The 17,683-nt window shown below is 71.3% G+C and carries 20 protein-coding genes; 8 read left to right on the plus strand and 12 right to left on the minus strand.

The window, feature by feature from the left end; genetic code table 11:
- The first annotated feature begins 238 nt into the window (after positions 1 to 238).
- Entirely contained in the window at positions 239 to 595 is a 357-nt protein-coding gene (locus C1701_RS02670) for a hypothetical protein (RefSeq protein WP_030105064.1), read from the plus strand.
- Positions 596 to 1,159: 564 nt separating this feature from the next.
- On the opposite strand, the gene C1701_RS02675 is transcribed toward C1701_RS02670, so the two are convergent.
- Positions 1,160 to 2,122 carry a sugar-binding transcriptional regulator gene (locus tag C1701_RS02675; RefSeq protein ID WP_026420760.1) on the minus strand — a complete coding sequence of 321 codons (963 nt, stop codon included), beginning with the start codon at positions 2,120 to 2,122 and terminating at the stop codon, positions 1,160 to 1,162.
- A gap of 132 nt (positions 2,123 to 2,254) precedes the next feature.
- Here C1701_RS02675 and C1701_RS02680 point away from each other — a divergent pair, with 132 nt between their 5' ends.
- From C1701_RS02680 to C1701_RS02695, 4 genes are all read left to right on the plus strand, one after another.
- The gene (locus C1701_RS02680) at positions 2,255 to 3,277 is read left to right on the plus strand and encodes a zinc-dependent alcohol dehydrogenase family protein (RefSeq protein ID WP_103056941.1); all 1,023 of its coding nucleotides are present in this window, start codon (positions 2,255 to 2,257) and stop codon (positions 3,275 to 3,277) included.
- A 49-nt stretch (positions 3,278 to 3,326) separates the two neighbouring features.
- Positions 3,327 to 4,703, plus strand: a complete 1,377-nt coding sequence (locus C1701_RS02685) for an ABC transporter substrate-binding protein (protein ID WP_026420758.1) — start codon at positions 3,327 to 3,329, stop codon at positions 4,701 to 4,703.
- 58 nt (positions 4,704 to 4,761) lie between these two features.
- Positions 4,762 to 5,661, plus strand: a complete 900-nt coding sequence (locus C1701_RS02690; RefSeq protein ID WP_051314449.1) for a carbohydrate ABC transporter permease — start codon at positions 4,762 to 4,764, stop codon at positions 5,659 to 5,661.
- A gap of 101 nt (positions 5,662 to 5,762) precedes the next feature.
- A complete protein-coding gene (locus tag C1701_RS02695; protein WP_103056942.1) occupies positions 5,763 to 6,557 on the plus strand; it encodes a carbohydrate ABC transporter permease in 795 nt (264 codons plus the stop codon).
- Between the two features lie 429 nt (positions 6,558 to 6,986).
- On the opposite strand, the gene C1701_RS02700 is transcribed toward C1701_RS02695, so the two are convergent.
- The 6 genes from C1701_RS02700 to C1701_RS02725 all read right to left on the minus strand — a co-directional run bounded on the left by C1701_RS02700 (position 6,987) and on the right by C1701_RS02725 (position 10,933).
- Positions 6,987 to 7,286 (minus strand): hypothetical protein, encoded by a 300-nt coding sequence (locus C1701_RS02700; RefSeq protein WP_103055478.1) that lies wholly within the window; start codon positions 7,284 to 7,286, stop codon positions 6,987 to 6,989.
- Between the two features lie 112 nt (positions 7,287 to 7,398).
- Positions 7,399 to 7,788, minus strand: a complete 390-nt coding sequence (locus C1701_RS02705; protein ID WP_103055479.1) for a hypothetical protein — start codon at positions 7,786 to 7,788, stop codon at positions 7,399 to 7,401.
- 3 nt (positions 7,789 to 7,791) lie between these two features.
- On the minus strand, positions 7,792 to 8,088 hold the full coding sequence (locus C1701_RS02710; protein ID WP_103055480.1) for a hypothetical protein: 297 nt from the start codon (positions 8,086 to 8,088) through the stop codon (positions 7,792 to 7,794).
- 160 nt (positions 8,089 to 8,248) lie between these two features.
- The gene (locus tag C1701_RS02715) at positions 8,249 to 8,815 is read right to left on the minus strand and encodes an AMIN-like domain-containing (lipo)protein (RefSeq protein WP_030105057.1); all 567 of its coding nucleotides are present in this window, start codon (positions 8,813 to 8,815) and stop codon (positions 8,249 to 8,251) included.
- Between the two features lie 171 nt (positions 8,816 to 8,986).
- Complete coding sequence (locus C1701_RS02720) at positions 8,987 to 9,757, minus strand: META domain-containing protein (protein WP_103055481.1); 771 nt, start codon at positions 9,755 to 9,757, stop codon at positions 8,987 to 8,989.
- A 309-nt stretch (positions 9,758 to 10,066) separates the two neighbouring features.
- Entirely contained in the window at positions 10,067 to 10,933 is an 867-nt protein-coding gene (locus C1701_RS02725) for an META domain-containing protein (protein WP_337662101.1), read from the minus strand.
- Positions 10,934 to 11,443: 510 nt separating this feature from the next.
- Between C1701_RS02725 and C1701_RS02730 the strand changes: the two genes are divergently transcribed.
- Positions 11,444 to 12,325 (plus strand): isocitrate lyase/PEP mutase family protein, encoded by an 882-nt coding sequence (locus C1701_RS02730; protein ID WP_103055483.1) that lies wholly within the window; start codon positions 11,444 to 11,446, stop codon positions 12,323 to 12,325.
- A gap of 33 nt (positions 12,326 to 12,358) precedes the next feature.
- On the opposite strand, the gene C1701_RS02735 is transcribed toward C1701_RS02730, so the two are convergent.
- The 5 genes from C1701_RS02735 to C1701_RS02755 all read right to left on the minus strand — a co-directional run bounded on the left by C1701_RS02735 (position 12,359) and on the right by C1701_RS02755 (position 16,918).
- A complete protein-coding gene (locus C1701_RS02735; RefSeq protein ID WP_026420748.1) occupies positions 12,359 to 13,621 on the minus strand; it encodes a glycoside hydrolase family 10 protein in 1,263 nt (420 codons plus the stop codon).
- A gap of 654 nt (positions 13,622 to 14,275) precedes the next feature.
- Positions 14,276 to 15,265, minus strand: coding sequence for a phosphotransferase family protein (locus C1701_RS02740; protein ID WP_030105052.1), 990 nt, complete (start codon positions 15,263 to 15,265; stop codon positions 14,276 to 14,278).
- A gap of 47 nt (positions 15,266 to 15,312) precedes the next feature.
- On the minus strand, positions 15,313 to 15,603 hold the full coding sequence (locus C1701_RS02745) for a helix-turn-helix domain-containing protein (protein ID WP_103055484.1): 291 nt from the start codon (positions 15,601 to 15,603) through the stop codon (positions 15,313 to 15,315).
- A gap of 623 nt (positions 15,604 to 16,226) precedes the next feature.
- Positions 16,227 to 16,421, minus strand: coding sequence for a DUF397 domain-containing protein (locus C1701_RS02750; RefSeq protein WP_016698855.1), 195 nt, complete (start codon positions 16,419 to 16,421; stop codon positions 16,227 to 16,229).
- Positions 16,418 to 16,918 carry a DUF5753 domain-containing protein gene (locus C1701_RS02755; RefSeq protein WP_248783820.1) on the minus strand — a complete coding sequence of 167 codons (501 nt, stop codon included), beginning with the start codon at positions 16,916 to 16,918 and terminating at the stop codon, positions 16,418 to 16,420. The genes C1701_RS02750 and C1701_RS02755 overlap by 4 nt, the downstream gene beginning before the upstream one ends.
- 46 nt (positions 16,919 to 16,964) lie before the next feature.
- On the opposite strand from C1701_RS02755, the gene C1701_RS27070 reads away from it, so the two are divergent.
- Positions 16,965 to 17,144 carry a hypothetical protein gene (locus tag C1701_RS27070; RefSeq protein ID WP_162182554.1) on the plus strand — a complete coding sequence of 60 codons (180 nt, stop codon included), beginning with the start codon at positions 16,965 to 16,967 and terminating at the stop codon, positions 17,142 to 17,144.
- The gene (locus C1701_RS02760; protein ID WP_103055485.1) at positions 17,123 to 17,572 is read left to right on the plus strand and encodes a hypothetical protein; all 450 of its coding nucleotides are present in this window, start codon (positions 17,123 to 17,125) and stop codon (positions 17,570 to 17,572) included. Before C1701_RS27070 ends, C1701_RS02760 begins: the two co-directional genes overlap by 22 nt.
- Positions 17,573 to 17,683: the final 111 nt, after the last annotated feature.

Genomic DNA, 17,683 nt, shown 5'->3' on the forward strand with positions numbered 1-17,683 from the left:
TCGATGGGAGGTGGGCGGGGGTCGCCCCCGGAGGTGCGGTCGGGGCGGGTCCCCGGTCAAGGAGTGAGAGTTCGTGCCGACAGTCGGAGGAAGTTACTCCTCAGAGGAGTGGTTGACCCTCGTTGAGGTGGGATCATGTCGGGATCGCCGACGCACGGTCGAGAATGAACCCTTCGTGTCGCCCTCACCGGGCTCGGCATCTCCCACGTCCCCCTACCAGGAACGAGGACGTTCCCCGATGACGACACCTGGACCACTCTCCCGACTCCGGAGCGGTGCCGCCGCGCTGGCCGTGCTCGCCGCGACGGGTGTCGCCCTGACACCGGCCACCGCCGCCGCCCAGGCCCTTCCGCCCTACAGCTCGCCCGACGCCGCGCCCGTGGCCCGTGCCGCCGAACCGACCGCCTCCCCGCTGCTGGTCTGGCCGGCGCCGCTCGCGCTGGCGCTGTCGGCCGACGGCCGCGCGGAGACGGCCCGGGCGGTGGGAGCCCTCCTCCCCCGCGCCGACCAGGACGCCGACCCCACCAAGCCGGGGCTGCTGGTCGCCCTCGCGCCGGGGCTGCCCACGCTGTTCCTGACCCCCGGGTCCGACTGACCCCCGCGTCGCGCACGGGCGGCACCCAGCGAACACTCGCCGCTGCCGGTGGAGTCCCTGGTCGCGGCCTGCCACGTGAGCCCGCTCCCGAGCGGCGTGAGCGCTTCCCCACCCCGTCCGTCGCGGACCCCCGTGGTGCTCTCCGGTCCTGGCACGGGTCCAGGACGACGCGGCGCTCGGAGACCGCCGCCGGTCCGTGCCCGTTCCCACCCGTGGCGCGCGCCTGGCGGCACCGAGGCGTCGCGGCCGGTGGGTCCCGCGCTCCTCGCCGGGTGGGACGTGACGGGAGACCAACGCGTGCGGGACACGCCGGTGCTGGGCGGCGCGTGCGGCGAGTCCGGTCCACCACCCGCGGGGAACGTGTTCTCCGCCCGGCGGGGTGGCACGGCGTGCGCGGCCGCGCGGCGAAGCGCGCCCTGGCTCGCGCCGGCACCCACCGCGTCCGCCAGCCCCTCGGCGAGCGACCTCAACACCGAACCCGGGCACCGGCGACCTCCCCGGAACGCGGCCGGGCGTACGCCCACGTTCGCGCGCGGTCCGGTCGCTGACGGCGACGAGGTCCGGTCAGGCGGCGAGGAGCCGCTCGGCGAGCGCGGTGTGGGTGACCAGCGTGCTGATGAACCGTCCGCGCAGGGCGGCCCGCAGCGCCTCGGCCTTCTCCGCGCCGTAGGCGAGCGCGATGACCTCGGGGGTGGCGCGCAGCTGTTCGACGCTGACGCCGATCGTGCGCCGTTCCAGTCCGTCCGTGACCACCCGTCCCTCGCCGTCGAGCAGGTTGCCGCAGAGTTCGGCGCGGACGCCGAGTTCGGCGAGCCTCCGCTGTTCGTCCTCGCCGAGGACGTCGTGCACGGTGGATTCGCCGGGGCCCCAGCCGCCCACGGCGATGACGGCGGTGTCGAGCTGGTCGTAGTAGCTGAGGGCCTTGGCGACGCTGGGGTCGCCGCACAGCGCGGCCGCGGTGGCCTCGTCGGCGACCACGAGGGGCGCGTAGTAGATGACGGCGGTGCCGCCGCCGGCCTGGGCGGCGCTGCGGGTCAGTTCGAGGCTGTTGTCGGAGACGCCGGGTTGGGGGATGGCCCCGCAGAGCTGCACGACGGTGCAGTGCGGCAGTGATCGCAGTTCCCTGCTCATCCGCTGGAGGGAGCGGCCCCAGGCCACGCCGAGCACGGCGTTGTCGGCGACGAGTTCGGTGAGCACGGTGGCGGCGAGGCGGCCGACCTGGTCGCGCAGGTCGATCGGGTCCTCGTCGTGGGTGTCGGCGACGACGACGTTGCGCAGGCCGAAGTGGACGCGCAGACGTTGGGAGAGTTCGGTGTCGATGTCGGCGGTGCGGCCGATCTCGATGCGGACGAGACCGGTGGCCCTGGCCCGGTCGAGGAGCCTGGCGACCTTGAACCTGCTGAGCCCGAACTCGGCCGCGATCTGCACCTTGGAGAGCCCGTCCAGGTAGAAGCGGCGGGCGATCGCCGCGGCCAGCACCAGTTCGGCGGGGCCCCACTCGGTCGAGGGCACAGCAGGTTCGGACATCCGACGAATCCTACTCACGGTCTCCGTTTCCCATCGCCGACGACGGAACAGTTGACACCGCACCGATGCCGGTATTCACTCTACGCCACAGATGTGCACGAATGTGCTCATATGAGCATCAAAGGTGAGGTCATGCGAGCAGCGGTGATTGACGTACCCGGAACCGTCCGTGTGGGGGAGGTGCCGGATCCGACACCGACTCCCGACCAGATCGTCGTGAAGGTCGAAGCCTGCGGGATCTGCGGCACCGACCTGCACATCGCGGACGGTGAGTTCCCGCCCTCGCCCTACCCGCTGGTCCCCGGCCACGAGTTCGCCGGCGAGGTCGTCGAGGTCGGTTCCGGCGTGGCCACCGGAATCGCGGTCGGCGACCGGGTCGCCGTCGACCCGTCCCTGTTCTGCGGCTACTGCACCCCCTGCCGGGCCGGGCACGGCAACCTCTGCGCCAACTGGGGCGCCACCGGTGACACGGTCAACGGCGCCTTCGCCGAGTTCGTGGCCGTGCCGGCCGACACCGCCTACACGCTGGCCGAGACGACCAGCTACGCCGACGGCGCGCTCGTCGAACCGCTGTCCTGCGCGGTGCACGGCGTGCGCACCCTGGGCGTCGAGGTCGGGGAACGCATCCTCGTGGTCGGCACCGGCACAATGGGCCTGCTGATCATCCAGCTGCTCACCCGCGCCGGCGCGCGGGTGTACGCGGTGGACCGCAACACCGCCCGCCTGCCGATGGCCGAGCGGCACGGAGCCGTGGCCACGGCCACCAGCATCGAGGAGCTGGACACCGCTCCCTTCGACGCCGCCGTGGACGTGACGGGCGCGCCGCCGGCCATCGAGGGCGCCTTCGACGCGCTCCGCCGGGGCGGCCGGCTCCAGATCTTCGGCGTGGCGGCGGACACCGCCCGGATCAGCCTCTCCCCGTTCCGCATCTACAACGACGAGATCCGCATCGTCGGTTCGATGGCGGTGCTGCACAGCTTCGGCGCCGCGCTGAACCTGATCGAGTCCGGTCTGATCGACACCGCCGGCCTGGTCAGCCACACCCTGCCGCTGTCGTCCTTCCCGTCGGCGCTGGAGATGGTGCGCGCCGGGACCGGCCTGAAGGTGCAGGTCTCCCCCACGCTGCTCGACCAGGACCAGACCACCGGTTCCTGACCCCGTCCCGCCCCTCGATCCGCTACCACGTCCTTCCGGGAGGACACCGATGTCCATCTCCGAACGCCGTTCGCCGGGCCGCCGTGGCCCGGCGCGCGTCGTCGCGGCCTTACTCACGGTCCCGGTGCTGCTGGGAGCCTGCGCTGGCGCCGGCGACCTCGGCAGTTCCGGCGACCGAACCCGCCTGACGGTCGCCATCGTGGCGAACCCGCAGATGGAGGACGCGATGACGTTGTCCTCCCAGTTCCGGGCCGCCAACCCTGACATCGACCCGGTGTTCGTCAGCCTGCCCGAGAACGAGGCGCGCGCCAAGATCACGGCGTCCGTCGCGACCGGCGGCAGCGAGTACGACATCGTGATGATCAGCAACTACGAGACGCAGATGTGGGCGGAGAACGGCTGGTTGGTGAACCTCCAGCCCTACATCGACGACAACCCCGAGTACGACGACGCGGACTTCATCCCCACGATCCGCGAGTCGCTGTCCTACGAGGGCGACATGTACTCGGTGCCCTTCTACGGCGAGTCGTCGTTCCTGGTGTACCGGGAGGACCTCTTCGAGGAGGCCGGGCTGGAGATGCCCGAGCAGCCGACGTGGGAGGAGATCGCCGAGTTCGCCAGCGTGCTGGACGACCCGGCCAACGGCCGGTCGGGCATCTGCCTGCGCGGGCTGGCCGGCTGGGGTGAGAACCTCGCCCCGCTCGGCACGGTCATCCACACCTTCGGCGGCCGGTGGTTCGACGAGGAGTGGAACGCGGCCCTGGACTCCCCGGAGACCGCCGCCGCCGTCCAGTTCTACGTCGACCTGGTGCGCGAGCACGGCCAGCCCGGCGCGGCCACCAGCGGCTACACCGACTGCCTGACCCGGTACAGCCAGGGCCAGACGGCCATGTGGTACGACGCGACCGCCATGGTCAGCGCCGTGGAGGACCCCTCGGAGAGCCTGGTCGCCGGGCAGAGCGGCTACGCGCCGGCCCCGGTCCAGGAGACCGACGGCGCGGGCTGGCTGTACTCCTGGTCGCTGAGCATCCCGGAGACCTCGGAGCACAAGGACGAGGCGTGGCGGTTCATCCAGTGGGTGACCGACAAGGACTACCAGCGGCTGGTCGGTGAGGAGCTGGGCTGGTCCCGGGTCCCGCCGGGCGCGCGGCTGTCCACCTACGAGATCCCCGAGTACTCGGAGGTCGCCGGCGCGTTCGCCGAACCGACCCTGGAGGCGCTGGCCAGCGGCGACGAGAGCAACCCGACGACGCTGCCCATCCCCTACGAGGGGATCCAGTTCGTCCGGATCCCGGAGTTCCAGGACCTGGGGACCCGCGTGGGTCAGCAGATCTCCGCCGCCGTCGCCGGTTCGGTGACGGTCGAGGAGGCCCTGGAGCAGTCCCAGCGGTACGCCGAGACCGTCGGCCAGACCTATCAGGGATGAGGTGTCGCTGGTGAGCACGGTGCAGACGGCGGAGAGACCAACTCCCGCCCCCGCGAGCATGACCCCGGAGATGAAGAAGGCCGTCCGGCGGACCGGGTGGGTGCGGCGCGCCCCCCTGATGCCGGCGCTGATCTTCGCGATCCTGGTGACGCAGCTCCCGTTCCTGCTGACGATCTTCTACTCGTTGCAGTCCTGGAACCTGGTGCGCCCGGGTTCCTCGGAGTTCGTCGGCCTGGCCAACTACGTCAACGTCTTCGCTGACAGCACCTTCCGGGGTGCGGCGCTGCGGACGATCCTCATCACCGGCGGCTGCGTGCTGATCGCGATGCTGTTCGGTGTGCTGCTGGCGATCCTGCTCGACCGGCCCTTCCGGGGTCGGGGCGTGGTGCGGACCCTGCTGATCACCCCGTTCCTGGTGATGCCGGTGGCCGGGGCGCTGCTGTGGAAGACGACGATCTTCGACCCGCTGTTCGGGCTGCTGAACTTCGTCCTCAGCCCGTTCGGCGTGGACAGCGTGGCCTGGGTGTCGCAGTACCCGATGGCCGCGGTGATCACGGCCCTGGTGTGGCAGTGGACGCCGTTCATGATGCTGCTGGTCCTCGCCGGGCTCCAGAGCCAGGGCAAGGACGTGCTGGAGGCGTCGGCCACGGACGGCGCGAACCGCTGGCAGACCTTCCGCTGGGTGACGTTGCCGCACCTGCGGCGCTACATCGAGCTGGGTCTGCTCCTCGGTTCGATCTACGTGGTCAACACCTTCGACACCATCTACATGATGACCCAGGGCGGGCCGGGGACGTCCACGACGAACCTGCCCTTCTACCTCTACCAGCGGGCCTTCCTGGGCTTCGACGTCGGCCAGGCGGCGGCGCTGGGTGTCGTCACCGTGATCGGCACGATCATCGTCGCGACGGTGGCCATGCGGCTGATCTTCCGCAGCTTCTCCCGGGAGGACTCGTGAACGCATCGACCGAGTTGACGAGCGGACCGCGCCCGGCGGAGTCGAGGTCGGGCGCGCCGGCGGGCCGGCGCAAGCAGACCGGCTCGCAGCGGGCGGGTGGCATCGCGCTGACCACGCTCACCTGGGTGCTGGGGCTGGCGTTCTTCTTCCCGGTGCTGTGGATGGCGTTGACCGGGTTCAAGTCGGAGGCGGAGGCCTACAGCGACCCGCCGACGCTGTTCTTCGTCCCGACGTTGGAGCAGTACCGCAGCGTGTTCGACCGGGGGGTGCTGCCCTACCTGCTGAACTCGGTGTGGGCCACGCTGATCTCGGCGATCCTGGTGATCGTGCTGGCCACCCCGGCGGCGTACGCGCTGTCGATCAAGCCGGTCAAGCGCACCCAGGACGTGCTGTTCTTCTTCATCTCCACCAAGATGCTGCCGGTGGCGGCGGTCATCGTGCCGCTGTACGTCGCGGCGCAGCAGCTGTCGCTGGCGGACAACATCTGGACGCTGGTGATCCTCTACACGGCGATGAACCTGCCGATCGCGGTGTGGATGATGCGGTCCTTCTTCATGGAGGTGCCGAAGGAGATGTTGGAGGCGGCCCGGGTCGACGGGGCGACGCTCCCGCAGATGTTGCGCCAGGTCCTGATGCCGGTGGTGCTGCCGGGGGTGGCCGCGACGGCACTCATCTGCCTCATCTTCTCCTGGAATGAATTTTTCTTCGCCGTGAACCTGACGGCGGCCCGCGCCGCCACCGTGCCGGTGTTCCTGGTGGGCTTCATCACCAGTGAGGGCCTGTACTGGGCGCAGCTGTCGGCGGCGGCCACCCTGGCCTCGCTCCCGGTCATCCTCGCCGGCTGGGCAGCGCAGAAGCAGCTGGTGCGCGGTCTGTCGATGGGTGCGGTGAAGTGATCGGCCGTCACCGCGCGGTTCCCGCCGCGCGGTGACCTCGGACCCACTGAGCCCGTGCCGGCGTGCTCAGTGGTCCGACGCCCCCACCGGGATTCCCTGGTGGGTGCGGCGTCGGAGGAACGCCCCGGCGTGGCCGCCTCGCGCGGATCACGCCGGGGCGTTCGCACGTTCCGGGGTCCTTCCGAGGACGGCCCCGGGTGGCGGTGCTCCCCCGACCACCGTCGAGGCCCGCCGGGTCACCCTTGTCCCGCCGGGATGACCCGGCGCGGTCCGCTCCTGGCCCGGAGAGGGGCGGTCCGCACCCGGACCGGCGGTGTCCGGGCTCCGGGTACGGCGCTGGCCGTCGCCAGCTCCCGGTTTCGGCGGGCGCACCCGACCACCCGGGTGGACGCGGCCGCGCCCTGGCCCGGGCGTGGCGGGCGGTGCCCCTCAGCCCGCCGACGGGTCCGAGGAGGTCGTGCCGGAGGAGCGTGCACCCTCCCCGTCGGCCGGTCCCCGCCGGGACGGGGAAGCCCGTCCCGCGCCACGGCCCCGCGTGTGGGTGATCCAGCACTGGACGGCGATCACCACGCCGAGCAGGGCACCGAGCACGGCCGGCCAGTGCGTCCCGCCGCCCTCGGGGCGGTCCACGACGGCGCTCACCGCGAAGATGACCGCGCTGGCGGCTGCCGCGACGCCGGCCACGGCGAGGACGCGCTGGATCCAGGCTGGCGGGTGGGGTGCGGCCACGTGCTCACTCCAGGTGGTGTCGTCCTCGGGCCCAGGGCCTGGTGACGCCGGGCCGGCGGCCTTCGGTGCCTCGCGCGTGGACCTCGTCTCGGGAGACCGGCGGGGGCGGTGATCACGATACGCCGCCGGTGGCACCGCCCGTCCCGGGCGCGTCCGACGGCGGGCGACGGTGGCTCGGCTGGGACGGCGCGGGGGCGGCGACATCGCCGGGCGGGGAATCCTCGGGGGAATCCGGGCCGGTCCGGTGCCCGGGGCGAGCGCGGTCACCCGGCCGGCGGTCCGAGCTCCTCCGCTCCCGAACGGCGGCGTTCCACCGCACCCAGTGGGCCACCGCCGACACGGCGAAGAGCGATCCGGTGGCGACGAACCACCCGTTGATCTCGCCGTTCTCCCGGTGGTGCAGGACAACGGCGACGGTGAACAGCAGGGCGGTGACGGTGTTGAGGACGGCGTTGATGACCAGGAGCCGGGGGCTCCACGGGGTACGACGACGTGGGGGCACTCCTCACCTCCCCGCCTCGCCGGCGTTCCGCCGGATCTCCGCTTCCCGGCCGCGCATCCGCTCGTCGTCGCGGCGCATCTTCCGCCAGGCTCGTGAGCGCACCCAGGTGGTGCAGCCGAACGCCGCTGCCAGGGCGATCAGCCACGGCGCCGGCAGCTCCAGCAGTTCCCGGAGCCTGCCACCGTCGTGGACGGCGACCAGGGCGCCGATCAGCGCGAAGGCCACCACCAACCCCACGCCGGCCAGGACCCTGGCGCGGCGCGAGCGGAGGCGGGGCGGTGGGACATCGGTCTCGGACATGCGACACACTCCCCTCCGTGGGTTCGGCCAGTCACGGGCCGGGCGCGGCGGTCGCCGCCGATCTCCCGGGAGCGCCCGGTGCGCGCCGAGCCCGTGGTGGTGGTCTCCCGAGGGGCGCGGCGCGGCCGTCGAACCCGGCACGCGCCACACCCGGAGCGGTTCAGCGGTCGACGTCGACGATGATCCGGTTGCCGAGCACCCGGAGCTCGTACTCGTTCTCGCCGTCGGTGCCGACGACGAACTCGAAGGTGCCGTTGGGATCGGCGAACAGGGTGGCGCTGGCGACCGTGGCGAGACCGCCGGCCGGCATGTCGAAGTTGGTGGGGTTCGCGCTCTCCAGGATGAGGGGGCGGTCGGCGATGCCGATGACCCGGATGAAGTCGGTGCCGGCGGGCGTGGTGTAGAGGCGGTCGTCGTCCGCGTTGGGCGGGTTCACGTTGGACACGGCCCGCACGTTCGTCAGGGTGACGCCGCCGTGGAACTCGGCCACCACCCGGTCGAAGTCGGGGTGGGCCCCCGCGCGGAACTCCACGCTCCCGGTCTCCACCGCCGTTCCCCTGCCGTCCGAGGCGGCCGGGGCCACCCCGTGGGGACCGCTCGCCGGGACGGCGTCCACCCCGCCCGGCGCCGGGGCGCCGCCGGCCTGGTCGGGTTCCGCCGTCGCGCAGGCGGTCGTCGCCGCGGCCAGGGCGAGGCCGCTGATCAGGGCACCCAGTCGTCTTCGCACAACACACCACCGTTCGTCGTCGTTGATCTTCGTCGTGTGTTCCAGGTACCCCGGCTGGTCGCGGTGTACACCCGGCCGCCGGGGGTTCGTGGTGGGGGCGGGGGCGGGGGACGTTGCCCGGCGCCTGCCGTGCTCCCCGTGGGGGTTCCGAGGCCCCCGCTACTGGTGGCCTCAGTCCTCGGCCCGGTAGCCGAGCCCGCCGTCCGCGTCGGACAACCGGAGCTGGTCGCCGCTGGTCTCGAACTCGACCTCGCCGCCGAGGGTGCTCAGCACGCGGTCGTCCTGGCGCTGGGCGAACTCGTCGTCGCAGGTCGCCTCCTCCGGCTCTAGGTCGACCACCTCCACTCGCCCGTCCGCCTCGCGCCAGGTGCCGGTGAACGCCCGGCAGCCGGTGGAGCCGGTGAGGGTGCCGTCGGCGGCGAAGCGGAGCGTGGCCGGGTCGCTGTGGGTGGAGGAGGCCGTCTCGCCGGTGATGACGGAGCCGAGGAGCCAGTCGGTGCCCACCAGCTCGGCGTCGGGGACCTCCGGCACGACCTCGAAGCGCAGTTCGACCTGCGATCCGGTCAGCATTAACGCGTCCCCGTCGCGGTGGGCTCCGCCGACCGCGGACAGGGCGGCGAGGTAGGTCATCTCCAGGTCCATCGTCGGCCCGTCGCAGCCCCGGGCCGTCACGCCGTCGAGGTTGATCCGGACACCGTCGTCGGCCGCGTCGACGGCCCCCGTGTAGAGGTTGCAGGCGGCGGTCCCGCGCACCTCGCCGTCGACCACGGAGAGGCTGACCGGGTCGGCGTCGTCGAGGTCGAACGGTCCCTCGGCCCCGGTGCCCGCGACCAGTGCCCACTCCCCCTCGAGCGCCGAGGACGCGCCAGGTTCGTGGCCACAACCGACCGCTCCGGCCAGGACCACGGCGAGGAGGGCGGGGACAGTGCGGCGTCGAACCATGATGACCTTTCCTTCGGGCGGCTGTGCCCCGAGGACGGGGGACGCCTCGGCGTGGGTTGCACGTCGGGAACGACGGGAACGGCACACCGCCCGACCCCGGTGGTTGGTGACCGGGACACGACGGAGGTCGGGTGTGCGATTCCGGGTGGGGGTCAGGGCTTCGAACACCTCGGGTGGCGGGCCGTGCCGCCGCCAGGGTCGACGGAGCGATCACAACGCCATCCACCTCGCCCGCGCTCCCGGCGAACCGTCCCGTGCTCTGGGCCGGGGAGATCGGCCGGTCTCGCGGGTGGCGGGCGGCTCGGGGCGTCAGTGCTCGGTCCGGTAGACGAGCCCGCCGTCCGCACCGGACAGCCGGAGCCGGTCGCCGTCGATCTCGACCTCGACACCGCCGTCGAGGATGCTCCACACGCGGTCGTCCTGGCGTCGGGTGGCGTCGTGGTCGCAGCGCGGCTCCTCGGGCTCCAGCTCCGCCAGTTCCAGGTCCGCCACCTCCACTCGACCGGCCTCCTCACGCCAGGTGCCGGTGAACCACCGGCAGCCGGTGGAGCCGGTGAGGGTGCCGTCGCCGGCGAACGAGAGCGTGACCGCCGGGTCACCTCGGGTGGAGGAGGCCGACTCGCTGGCGGAGGAGCCAGTTCCGCCGGTGACGACGGTGTCCAGGACCCAGTCGGTGCCCACCAGCGGGGCGTCGGCGAGCTCCGGGACGGGCTCGAACCGCAGCTCGACGTCCGTCCCGGTCAGCACCAACGCGTCCCCGTCGTGGCGGGCCCGCCCGACCGCGGACAGGGCGGCGAGGTAGGTCTTCTCCAGGTTCATCACCGGCTGTTCGCAGCCCATCTCCGTCCACTCGGGGGAGGGGAAACTGATGCCGTCGCCCACCGCGTGGAAGGGCCCGCCGTAGAGGTTGCAGGCCGCCTTCCCCGTCGCCTCCCCGTCGGTGACGGTGAGGGTGACCGGGTAGTGGTCGAGCACGTCCACCGGCCCGTCGGCGGTGCTCCCCCCGACCAGCTGCCACTCCCCCTCCAGGGCGGCGAGCCCCGTCCTCGGGGCAGCGACGTCGATCGCTGGGAAATCCGCGCCGGTCGCGGCGGGGCCGGGGTCCTGGCCGCACCCGGCCATCGCGGACAGAACCGCGGCGAGGAGGACGGGGAACACGAAGCGTCGAGTCATCATGACCATCCCTGGAAGCGGTTGTGCTCCGAGGACGGGGCCCCGGACGGCGCGGGTTGCACGTCGGGGCAGCGGGGAGGGCACACCATCCGTGGCCGGGTGGGCGGGACATGGCGGGTGCTCGGTTCGGCCGGGGCGTGGGGCGGCCCCTCGTCAGGCGCGGGAACCGCCCCCGTGATCGCTGTCCACGAGGGACGCGCGCCTTCCCACGCGCCCTGTGGGGTGCGGTCCACGGCCGGGACTGCGGGACTTCCGACGGCGGGGCACCGGAGCGGCGGGTGGCCGCATGCCTCGTGCCTTCCGAAGTGCCGTTGGGCGGGCTCGCGAGGAGTGGGACGAGGCTGGCGGTGGGGGCGCCGGGTTCGAGCCAGGCCAGGGTGGTCACGCGGGCAGAGGCAGCCACGTCCGCCCGTCCACTCGACGGCACCTCCCTTCATGGATGCACGTTGGATACATTCCTGTTGGTCACGTCCGTCCGCGCGGCCCGGCCGCGCCGCCTGTGAGGAGCCGCCCATGAGCCAGACCACCGCCAGCGCCCTGCGCCACCGGGTGACGCACGGTCCGCTGCTCGCGGTCCCCGGCGCGGCCAACGCGCTGGCCGCCCGCGTCATCGAGGACCGGGGGTTCGAAGCCGTCTACGTCACCGGTGCCGGGCTGGCCAACACCTACCTCGGCGTCCCGGACATCGGGCTGGTGACCCTCACCGAACTGGTCTCCCACGTGGCGGCCATCCGGGACGCGGTCTCCGTCCCGCTCGTGGTGGACGCCGACACCGGGTTCGGCAACGCGGTGAACGTGACCAGGACGGTCCGGCTGCTCGAACGCGCCGGCGCCGACGCCATCCAGCTGGAGGACCAGGCCGCGCCCAAGCGGTGCGGGCACTTCGACGGCAAGGAACTCGTCCCGGCCCTGGAGATGGTGGGGCGGGTCCGGGCGGCGGTCGACGCCCGCCGGGACGATGACCTGCTGGTGATCGCCCGCACCGACGCCAGGGCCGTCGAGGGCTGGGACGCCGCCTTGGACCGCGCCCACCGGTACGTCGAGGCCGGGGCGGACATGATCTTCGTCGAGGCGCCGAGGACGGAGGAGGAGGTGCGGGCGCTGCCCTCCGCGCTGCCCGTGCCGCAGGTGGTCAACCTGGTGGAGGGCGGCCGCACCCCGCTCCTCCCGCTGTCGGAGTTGGGTGGTTTCCGGATCGCGCTGTTCGCCAACGTCGCCCTCCAGGCGGCGGTGCGGGGGATGTCGACGGCCCTGGACCGGCTGCGGGAGACGGGCTCCCTCGCGGAGGTGGCCGACCAGCTGGCTCCGTGGAGCGAACGGCAGCGGCTGGTCGGGAAACCCGCCTACGACGAGCTGTCCGCCCGCTACGCGGCCCCGGCCGATCCGGCGGGCTGAGCATCCTCGACCGGGACGACCGCGCCTCCCCGGTCAGGGCGACGAGGTCTCCTCGGCGGCGTCGGAGTAGTGGTCCCGCACCACCCGTTCGATGGCGGCGGCCGCGTTCCCCCGCAGCGAGGACATGCTGAAGTAGATGTCCCCGCCGACCTCGGGGTGTCGCCGGTTGAGCGTCAGGTGCTCGCTCAACTCGGCGTCGTCCCAGGCCGGCGAGCTGCCCACCTTGTAGGCGGCCTGCCCGATGTGGAGGCCGACACCGGTGCCGGCGACCAGCTCGGACCACCACGGGACGAGGACGCCGTAGTCGGCGGCGGCGTGCCCGATCTCCCAGTACACCTGCGGGGCGACGTAGTCGACCCAGCCTTCCGTCACCCAGGTGCGGCTGTCGGCGTAGACGGCGTCGTAGGACTCCAGGCCGCTGGTGCGGGAGCCCCGGTCGTCGGTGGAGGCGTTGCGCCAGATCCCGAAGGGGCTGACCCCGAAGTCCACCTCGGGTTTCGCCGCCCTGACCCGCTCCCCCATCTCCCGGACCAGCCGGTTGACGTTGTCCCGCCGCCAGTCGGCGACCGAGGAGAAGTCCCCACCGTGCTCGGCGAAGGTGTCCCCGTCGGGGATCTGCTGCCCCGCCACCGGGTAGGGGTAGAAGTAGTCGTCGAAGTGGGCCCCGTCGACGTCGTAGCGTTCGACGGCGTCCATCATGGCGTCCTGCACGAACTCCCGGACCGCCGGGACACCGGGGTCGTAGTAGAGCTGCCCGCCGTAGCTGAACACCCAGTCCGGGTTCCGCCGGGCCGGGTGGTCGGGGCTGAGCCTGTTCGGATCGGCCTGGGTGCTGACCCGGTAGGGGTTGAACCAGGCGTGGAACTCCAGGCCGCGCTGGTGCGCCTGTTCCACCAGGTACTCCAGCGGGTCGTACCCCGGGTCGCCGCCCTGGGTCCCGGTGAGCCACTGCGACCACGGCTCGTACTCGGAGGGCCAGAACGCGTCGGCGGTGGGGCGTACCTGGACGAAGACCGCGTTGAGCCGGAGCTCGACGGCCCGGTCGAGCAGGGCGTCGTACTCGGCGCGTTGTGCCTCGGGGGTCAGCCCGGTCCTGCTGGGCCAGTCGATGTTGGACACGCTGGAGATCCACACGCCACGCAACTGTTCCTCCTCGTTGGCCGTGGCCGTCGGCGGCGACTCCGCCTCGGCGCTCGGCGTCGTCGGCACGACGGAGGACCAGGCCAGCAGCAGGCCGAGGACACCGGCACCGAGAACGCGTGGCCGGCGACGGGAACGTTCCTGTCGGGTGAACACCTTCACCTCGCACTGTGCGCTCGCTGGTGGGACGGAGGTCGGTGCCCGACCTCGTCGCCCTGACGACGGTTACTTTCCCCTTCTCCGTCGACAATGGCGGAGATCGACGCGCACGCACCGGCTTCCGTCGCAGCACCACCCGTTCGGCGGTCAGCGCATCCGGCGTGAACGCCACCATCGGGGCGGGTCGCGCTTACGCGGCGCGCCCACTTCCGGCGGGCCGTGTCCTCCCGGAGGAGGCGGCAGCCGCGCACCGTCGGTCGCAGCCGAGAACATCGGCCCTGCGGTGTGCCGACCCGTGACCCGGTCGTCAGAAGCGGAATCCTGGTTCATCGTCACGTCGGGCCGGACACGTTCCCCGGCCGGGGGCGTGGTAGGTGGTGACCTCGCGCCCACGTCGAGCTGAAGGCGTCCCCTTTACCAGTCCGCGAAACACGTCGCCACCCCGGCGGGTGCCGAAACCGTGCGAACAGGGGCCGGGTGCCCCAATAGCCGCCCTGCCGCTCGGAGGGCGGTCCCTGGACCCGCCCGAGCACTCTGGGATGCGGAGCCTGTTCATGGACGCGCTGCGGGCACAAGACCTTGACGGCCTGGAACGCGAAGCGCCGCAGCGACCGTCGTCGGTGTTCGGCCGGGGCAACGGGAGCTTGCTGTTCACGCCCGCAGTTGGCCGAGCACGTTCCTCATCTGCTCATACGTCTCCGGCACCGCGTCGGCGTTCCCCAAGCGGTGCCGCTCCAAACGGATAGCGCCAATGTGCTTGGCGAGGTAGAGCAGCGACCTCCTAGCCGCAGCTGCCGTGGACGGTCGCTGCCCGTAGGTTTCCCAGAACGCATCCCGTTCAGTGCCGGGCTTCTTCGCCGCCATGAACACCGGCCAATCGGAATCGGGATCCCCCCACGACGTCCGATCATTGTCGAAGACCCCGGTAATCGTGGGCTCCGGCGCGTCGGATGCCATCATCACGTTGACCGTCCACAGGTCACCATGCAGCAGCCTCGGCTCGGTCACCTCGTTCAGCACCGCCTGGTACTTCTCCACTGCGGCCAACACCTCGTGCACGTCGGCCGAGTCGAGCCCGGCGTCGTCCAAGTCGGCCACGAGATCAACGAAGAACGCGGTGACAGCCTCGGCCCAGGTGCTGAACCCAGGGCCAGCCACAGGGCCGAACCGATCCCCTCGCACGGCATGGATACTTCGGGATATCTCCCCCATCTGCCGGAAGAACGTGGCCCACTCCGACTTCGGATATTGCCCGATACCTTCCGGACCGGAAACCCCATCGAGCATTTCCTGGAAAAGGTAGTCCCGGTCAATGATCTCGTGAGTGAAGTCCGCCGCGAGAGTGCGCGGAATCATCCGCGAAATCGACGCGAGGAACGGCGTACTTGCATACTCATTGCGCATCAGTTCCCGCTCGATGCGGTACTGACGTGCCGGTTCCGGAGCTATGCGCAGGATGACCCGACGGTTGTCGCCGAGGTCGACGCGGTAGGTGTTGTTGTACATCCCATTACCGAGTTCGACGGCCGAACAGGGTCTTACGTTCGACCCGAACGCCCGTTGACAAATGGCCTCGATCGCCTCGGCGGTCACCGACTGCTGGAAAGCATCAGCGGGACGCTCAATCGGACGGAACTGCACACAGTCTCCTTCGCTGACATGGTCAGGCGCGTTCGAGGGTGCCATCCTCACAGGTCGAATTCCCCAGCCTTGCACCAGCTACGAAAGCGGTCCACTCCTCGAAGGTATACAGGTGCACGAGCAGTTCGGGATGCTTGAAATTTCAAACCCAGCTCATCGATCAGCCGCATCCCAGTGGCCTGACTGTCCCGGATGGAGTGCCCATTTTCCAGCCGGGTGATCTTCATTCGTGACTGGCCAATGCGCTTGGCCAGGTCGGCGTGCGTCAACCCGGCAACCTCCCGCAGCACGCGCAGCTCCACCGCCAACCGCTGTCGACGCACGTATGGGTTGATCATCACACCTCCCTGCACACGGCTCACCAATGAACAGTTCGACGTAGCGTGCAGATCAGTAGCGTATCTCACAGCGCCGGACCAGCAATACCCGCGCCGAGCACACGTTCGGGCCGACACCAAGTCAGGCCCTGCTGTGAGCGTCGACGGAACTCAAGAATGCTTGGCAGTGGTCGCGGCGCAGCAGAACTGTCGGGCCGAATACGTCCCTCATACACCAGAAGGGCGGATCTCGCGACGACCGGCGAGGGCGGACTCGTCACCCGAGTTGACGCGGGTTCCCCTCGGCAGAACAAGCTTGTCGTGGTCGCCCGGCCAACAGGGTTCACCGGCCTTGGAGCTGGTCCACGGCAGGCTTCGAACAACAGACCCGCCCTCGTTCGGCAGCCCCACGCTCGCCGGCAGTCCACCCATCGTGGCAGCCGAAGGCCACCCACCACCACCCGTAGGACACGGACACCACCGGGAGGAGCAGCGGCTACCACCAGCAGCGCTCAACCCGCCCCAGGCGATGCCACCGGAACCGCGGACACGTCCTTCCACCGCACGCCGCCACCCAAGCCCACCCACCCCCCGAACGCCTGGAGCCCCCGCATCACGGGGGCTCCACCACATCCGAGGAACGCTCAGAAGCGGTCGGACCTCACCGCCGCGATGAAGGCAGCGAAGGCGTCACGATCAACGACGAGGGTGCCCGCGTCCCGGTTCTTCGTGTCCCGGATACCCGCGATGCCTGGCGCGCCACCGACTTCGACGCAGTCGCCCTGGCTTCCGCTCGCCCGTGCCTTCCGCCACCCGGTGAGGCGGTCACGTGCCGTCATGGTGCCTGCCTTTCGTACTGGTCACGGTACGAGGCGATGACCTTGGCTGAGTCGTCCGGGGTCATCGCCACGGCGGACAGCGTAGCCAGCGCTTCCAGGTACACCGAGGTGTCGCTCCGCCTGTCGAGATACGTCCCAGTGGCCAGATGTTCGAGGTAGACAACTGGATCCGCGTCGGCGAACTCCAGGATCGTGCCCATCCCACGTCCGCCGATCATCCAACCGGGCTGTGGCCCGATCGCCTCCGGGATGACGCGCACGGTGGCGTGTGCGTGGTCGATGAGCAGGTCCAACTGATCAGCCATTACTGCCGGGCCACCCACAACCCGGCGGAACGCGACTTCGTCGAGGTAGGCCGTGTAGACGGGAGCATTCCGGGAACGCAGCAACGCCTGACGCCCCATCCGGGCGAGTACGAGGTCCGCCATCGGATATGGACCCGGGGTGGCAGCAACCATCGCTCGGGCGTAGTCCGCAGATTGGAGCAGGCCCGGCACGATGTCACTGATCTGCGTGATCCGAACTGCCTCGTTCTCGTAGCTGATGAGCGTGCCGAGTTGGCCGGGAAGCGAGGACGACGGGGTCCACGGTGACGCGCTCCGGCGCGGGCGGCTGGCCCCGGGGGTGGTGGCCCCCGAGGCCACCACCCCCACCCTCCCCGCGTTCCCCGCACGTCCCGCCCTGGCCGGTGTCATCCCGCAGTGGACGGAGCCAGCACCGTGATCACCCCCACCAGCCGCACCACCCCACACCCTTGGTCAGCCACCGTCCCCGCCATCGACCCGACCGGAACGCTCACCACCCTCACCCTCGTCCTCGCCCCCGACCAGTCGACCGTCGTCCTGCTCGCCAACGGCACCCACACCCCCCTGGCACCCCCCGCCGCCCGCCACCTCGCCGCCGCCCTCCGAACACAACGCCGACTGCTCCTCACCCTCCACAGCGGACCCGCCTGCCGAACCCTGTCGGTCGCCCCCACCGCGACCCGGCCCACCCCCACCTCCGGGGCCAGACTCACCCTCCGCTCGGCCTCCCAGATCGCCGCCCACTGGCCGCTCATCCTCGGCCCCGGCCCCGCGCGATCCCTCACCCGCCTGCTCGACGAGGCGGCCCACCACTGCCGGCGGGCACCCTCGGCCCACCGACCCTGACGGAGACGACCATGACCACCCCGCCATCGCACCTCAACCCCACCCCGACCCGGGCCTGCCGTGTCCGCGCCTACGCCCTCCCGGTCCGCGCCCGCCGGGTCCGCCCCTACC

It is taken from the genome of Actinoalloteichus sp. AHMU CJ021 (assembly GCF_002895405.1).
Lineage (GTDB): Bacteria > Actinomycetota > Actinomycetes > Mycobacteriales > Pseudonocardiaceae > Actinoalloteichus_B > Actinoalloteichus_B caeruleus.

Excerpts from the sequence above, each read along its gene's own strand:
- C1701_RS02670 (WP_030105064.1), top strand. The coding sequence starts at position 239 with ATGACGACACCTGGACCACTCTCCCGACTCCGGAGCGGTGCCGCCGCG.
- C1701_RS02675 (WP_026420760.1), bottom strand. The coding sequence starts at position 2,122 with ATGTCCGAACCTGCTGTGCCCTCGACCGAGTGGGGCCCCGCCGAACTG.
- C1701_RS02680 (WP_103056941.1), top strand. The coding sequence starts at position 2,255 with ATGCGAGCAGCGGTGATTGACGTACCCGGAACCGTCCGTGTGGGGGAG.
- C1701_RS02685 (WP_026420758.1), top strand. The coding sequence starts at position 3,327 with ATGTCCATCTCCGAACGCCGTTCGCCGGGCCGCCGTGGCCCGGCGCGC.
- C1701_RS02690 (WP_051314449.1), top strand. The coding sequence starts at position 4,762 with ATGACCCCGGAGATGAAGAAGGCCGTCCGGCGGACCGGGTGGGTGCGG.
- C1701_RS02710 (WP_103055480.1), bottom strand. The coding sequence starts at position 8,088 with ATGTCCGAGACCGATGTCCCACCGCCCCGCCTCCGCTCGCGCCGCGCC.
- C1701_RS02720 (WP_103055481.1), bottom strand. The coding sequence starts at position 9,757 with ATGGTTCGACGCCGCACTGTCCCCGCCCTCCTCGCCGTGGTCCTGGCC.
- C1701_RS02725 (WP_337662101.1), bottom strand. The coding sequence starts at position 10,933 with ATGATGACTCGACGCTTCGTGTTCCCCGTCCTCCTCGCCGCGGTTCTG.
- C1701_RS02730 (WP_103055483.1), top strand. The coding sequence starts at position 11,444 with ATGAGCCAGACCACCGCCAGCGCCCTGCGCCACCGGGTGACGCACGGT.
- C1701_RS02745 (WP_103055484.1), bottom strand. The coding sequence starts at position 15,603 with ATGATCAACCCATACGTGCGTCGACAGCGGTTGGCGGTGGAGCTGCGC.
- C1701_RS02750 (WP_016698855.1), bottom strand. The coding sequence starts at position 16,421 with ATGACGGCACGTGACCGCCTCACCGGGTGGCGGAAGGCACGGGCGAGC.
- C1701_RS27070 (WP_162182554.1), top strand. The coding sequence starts at position 16,965 with ATGAGCGTGCCGAGTTGGCCGGGAAGCGAGGACGACGGGGTCCACGGT.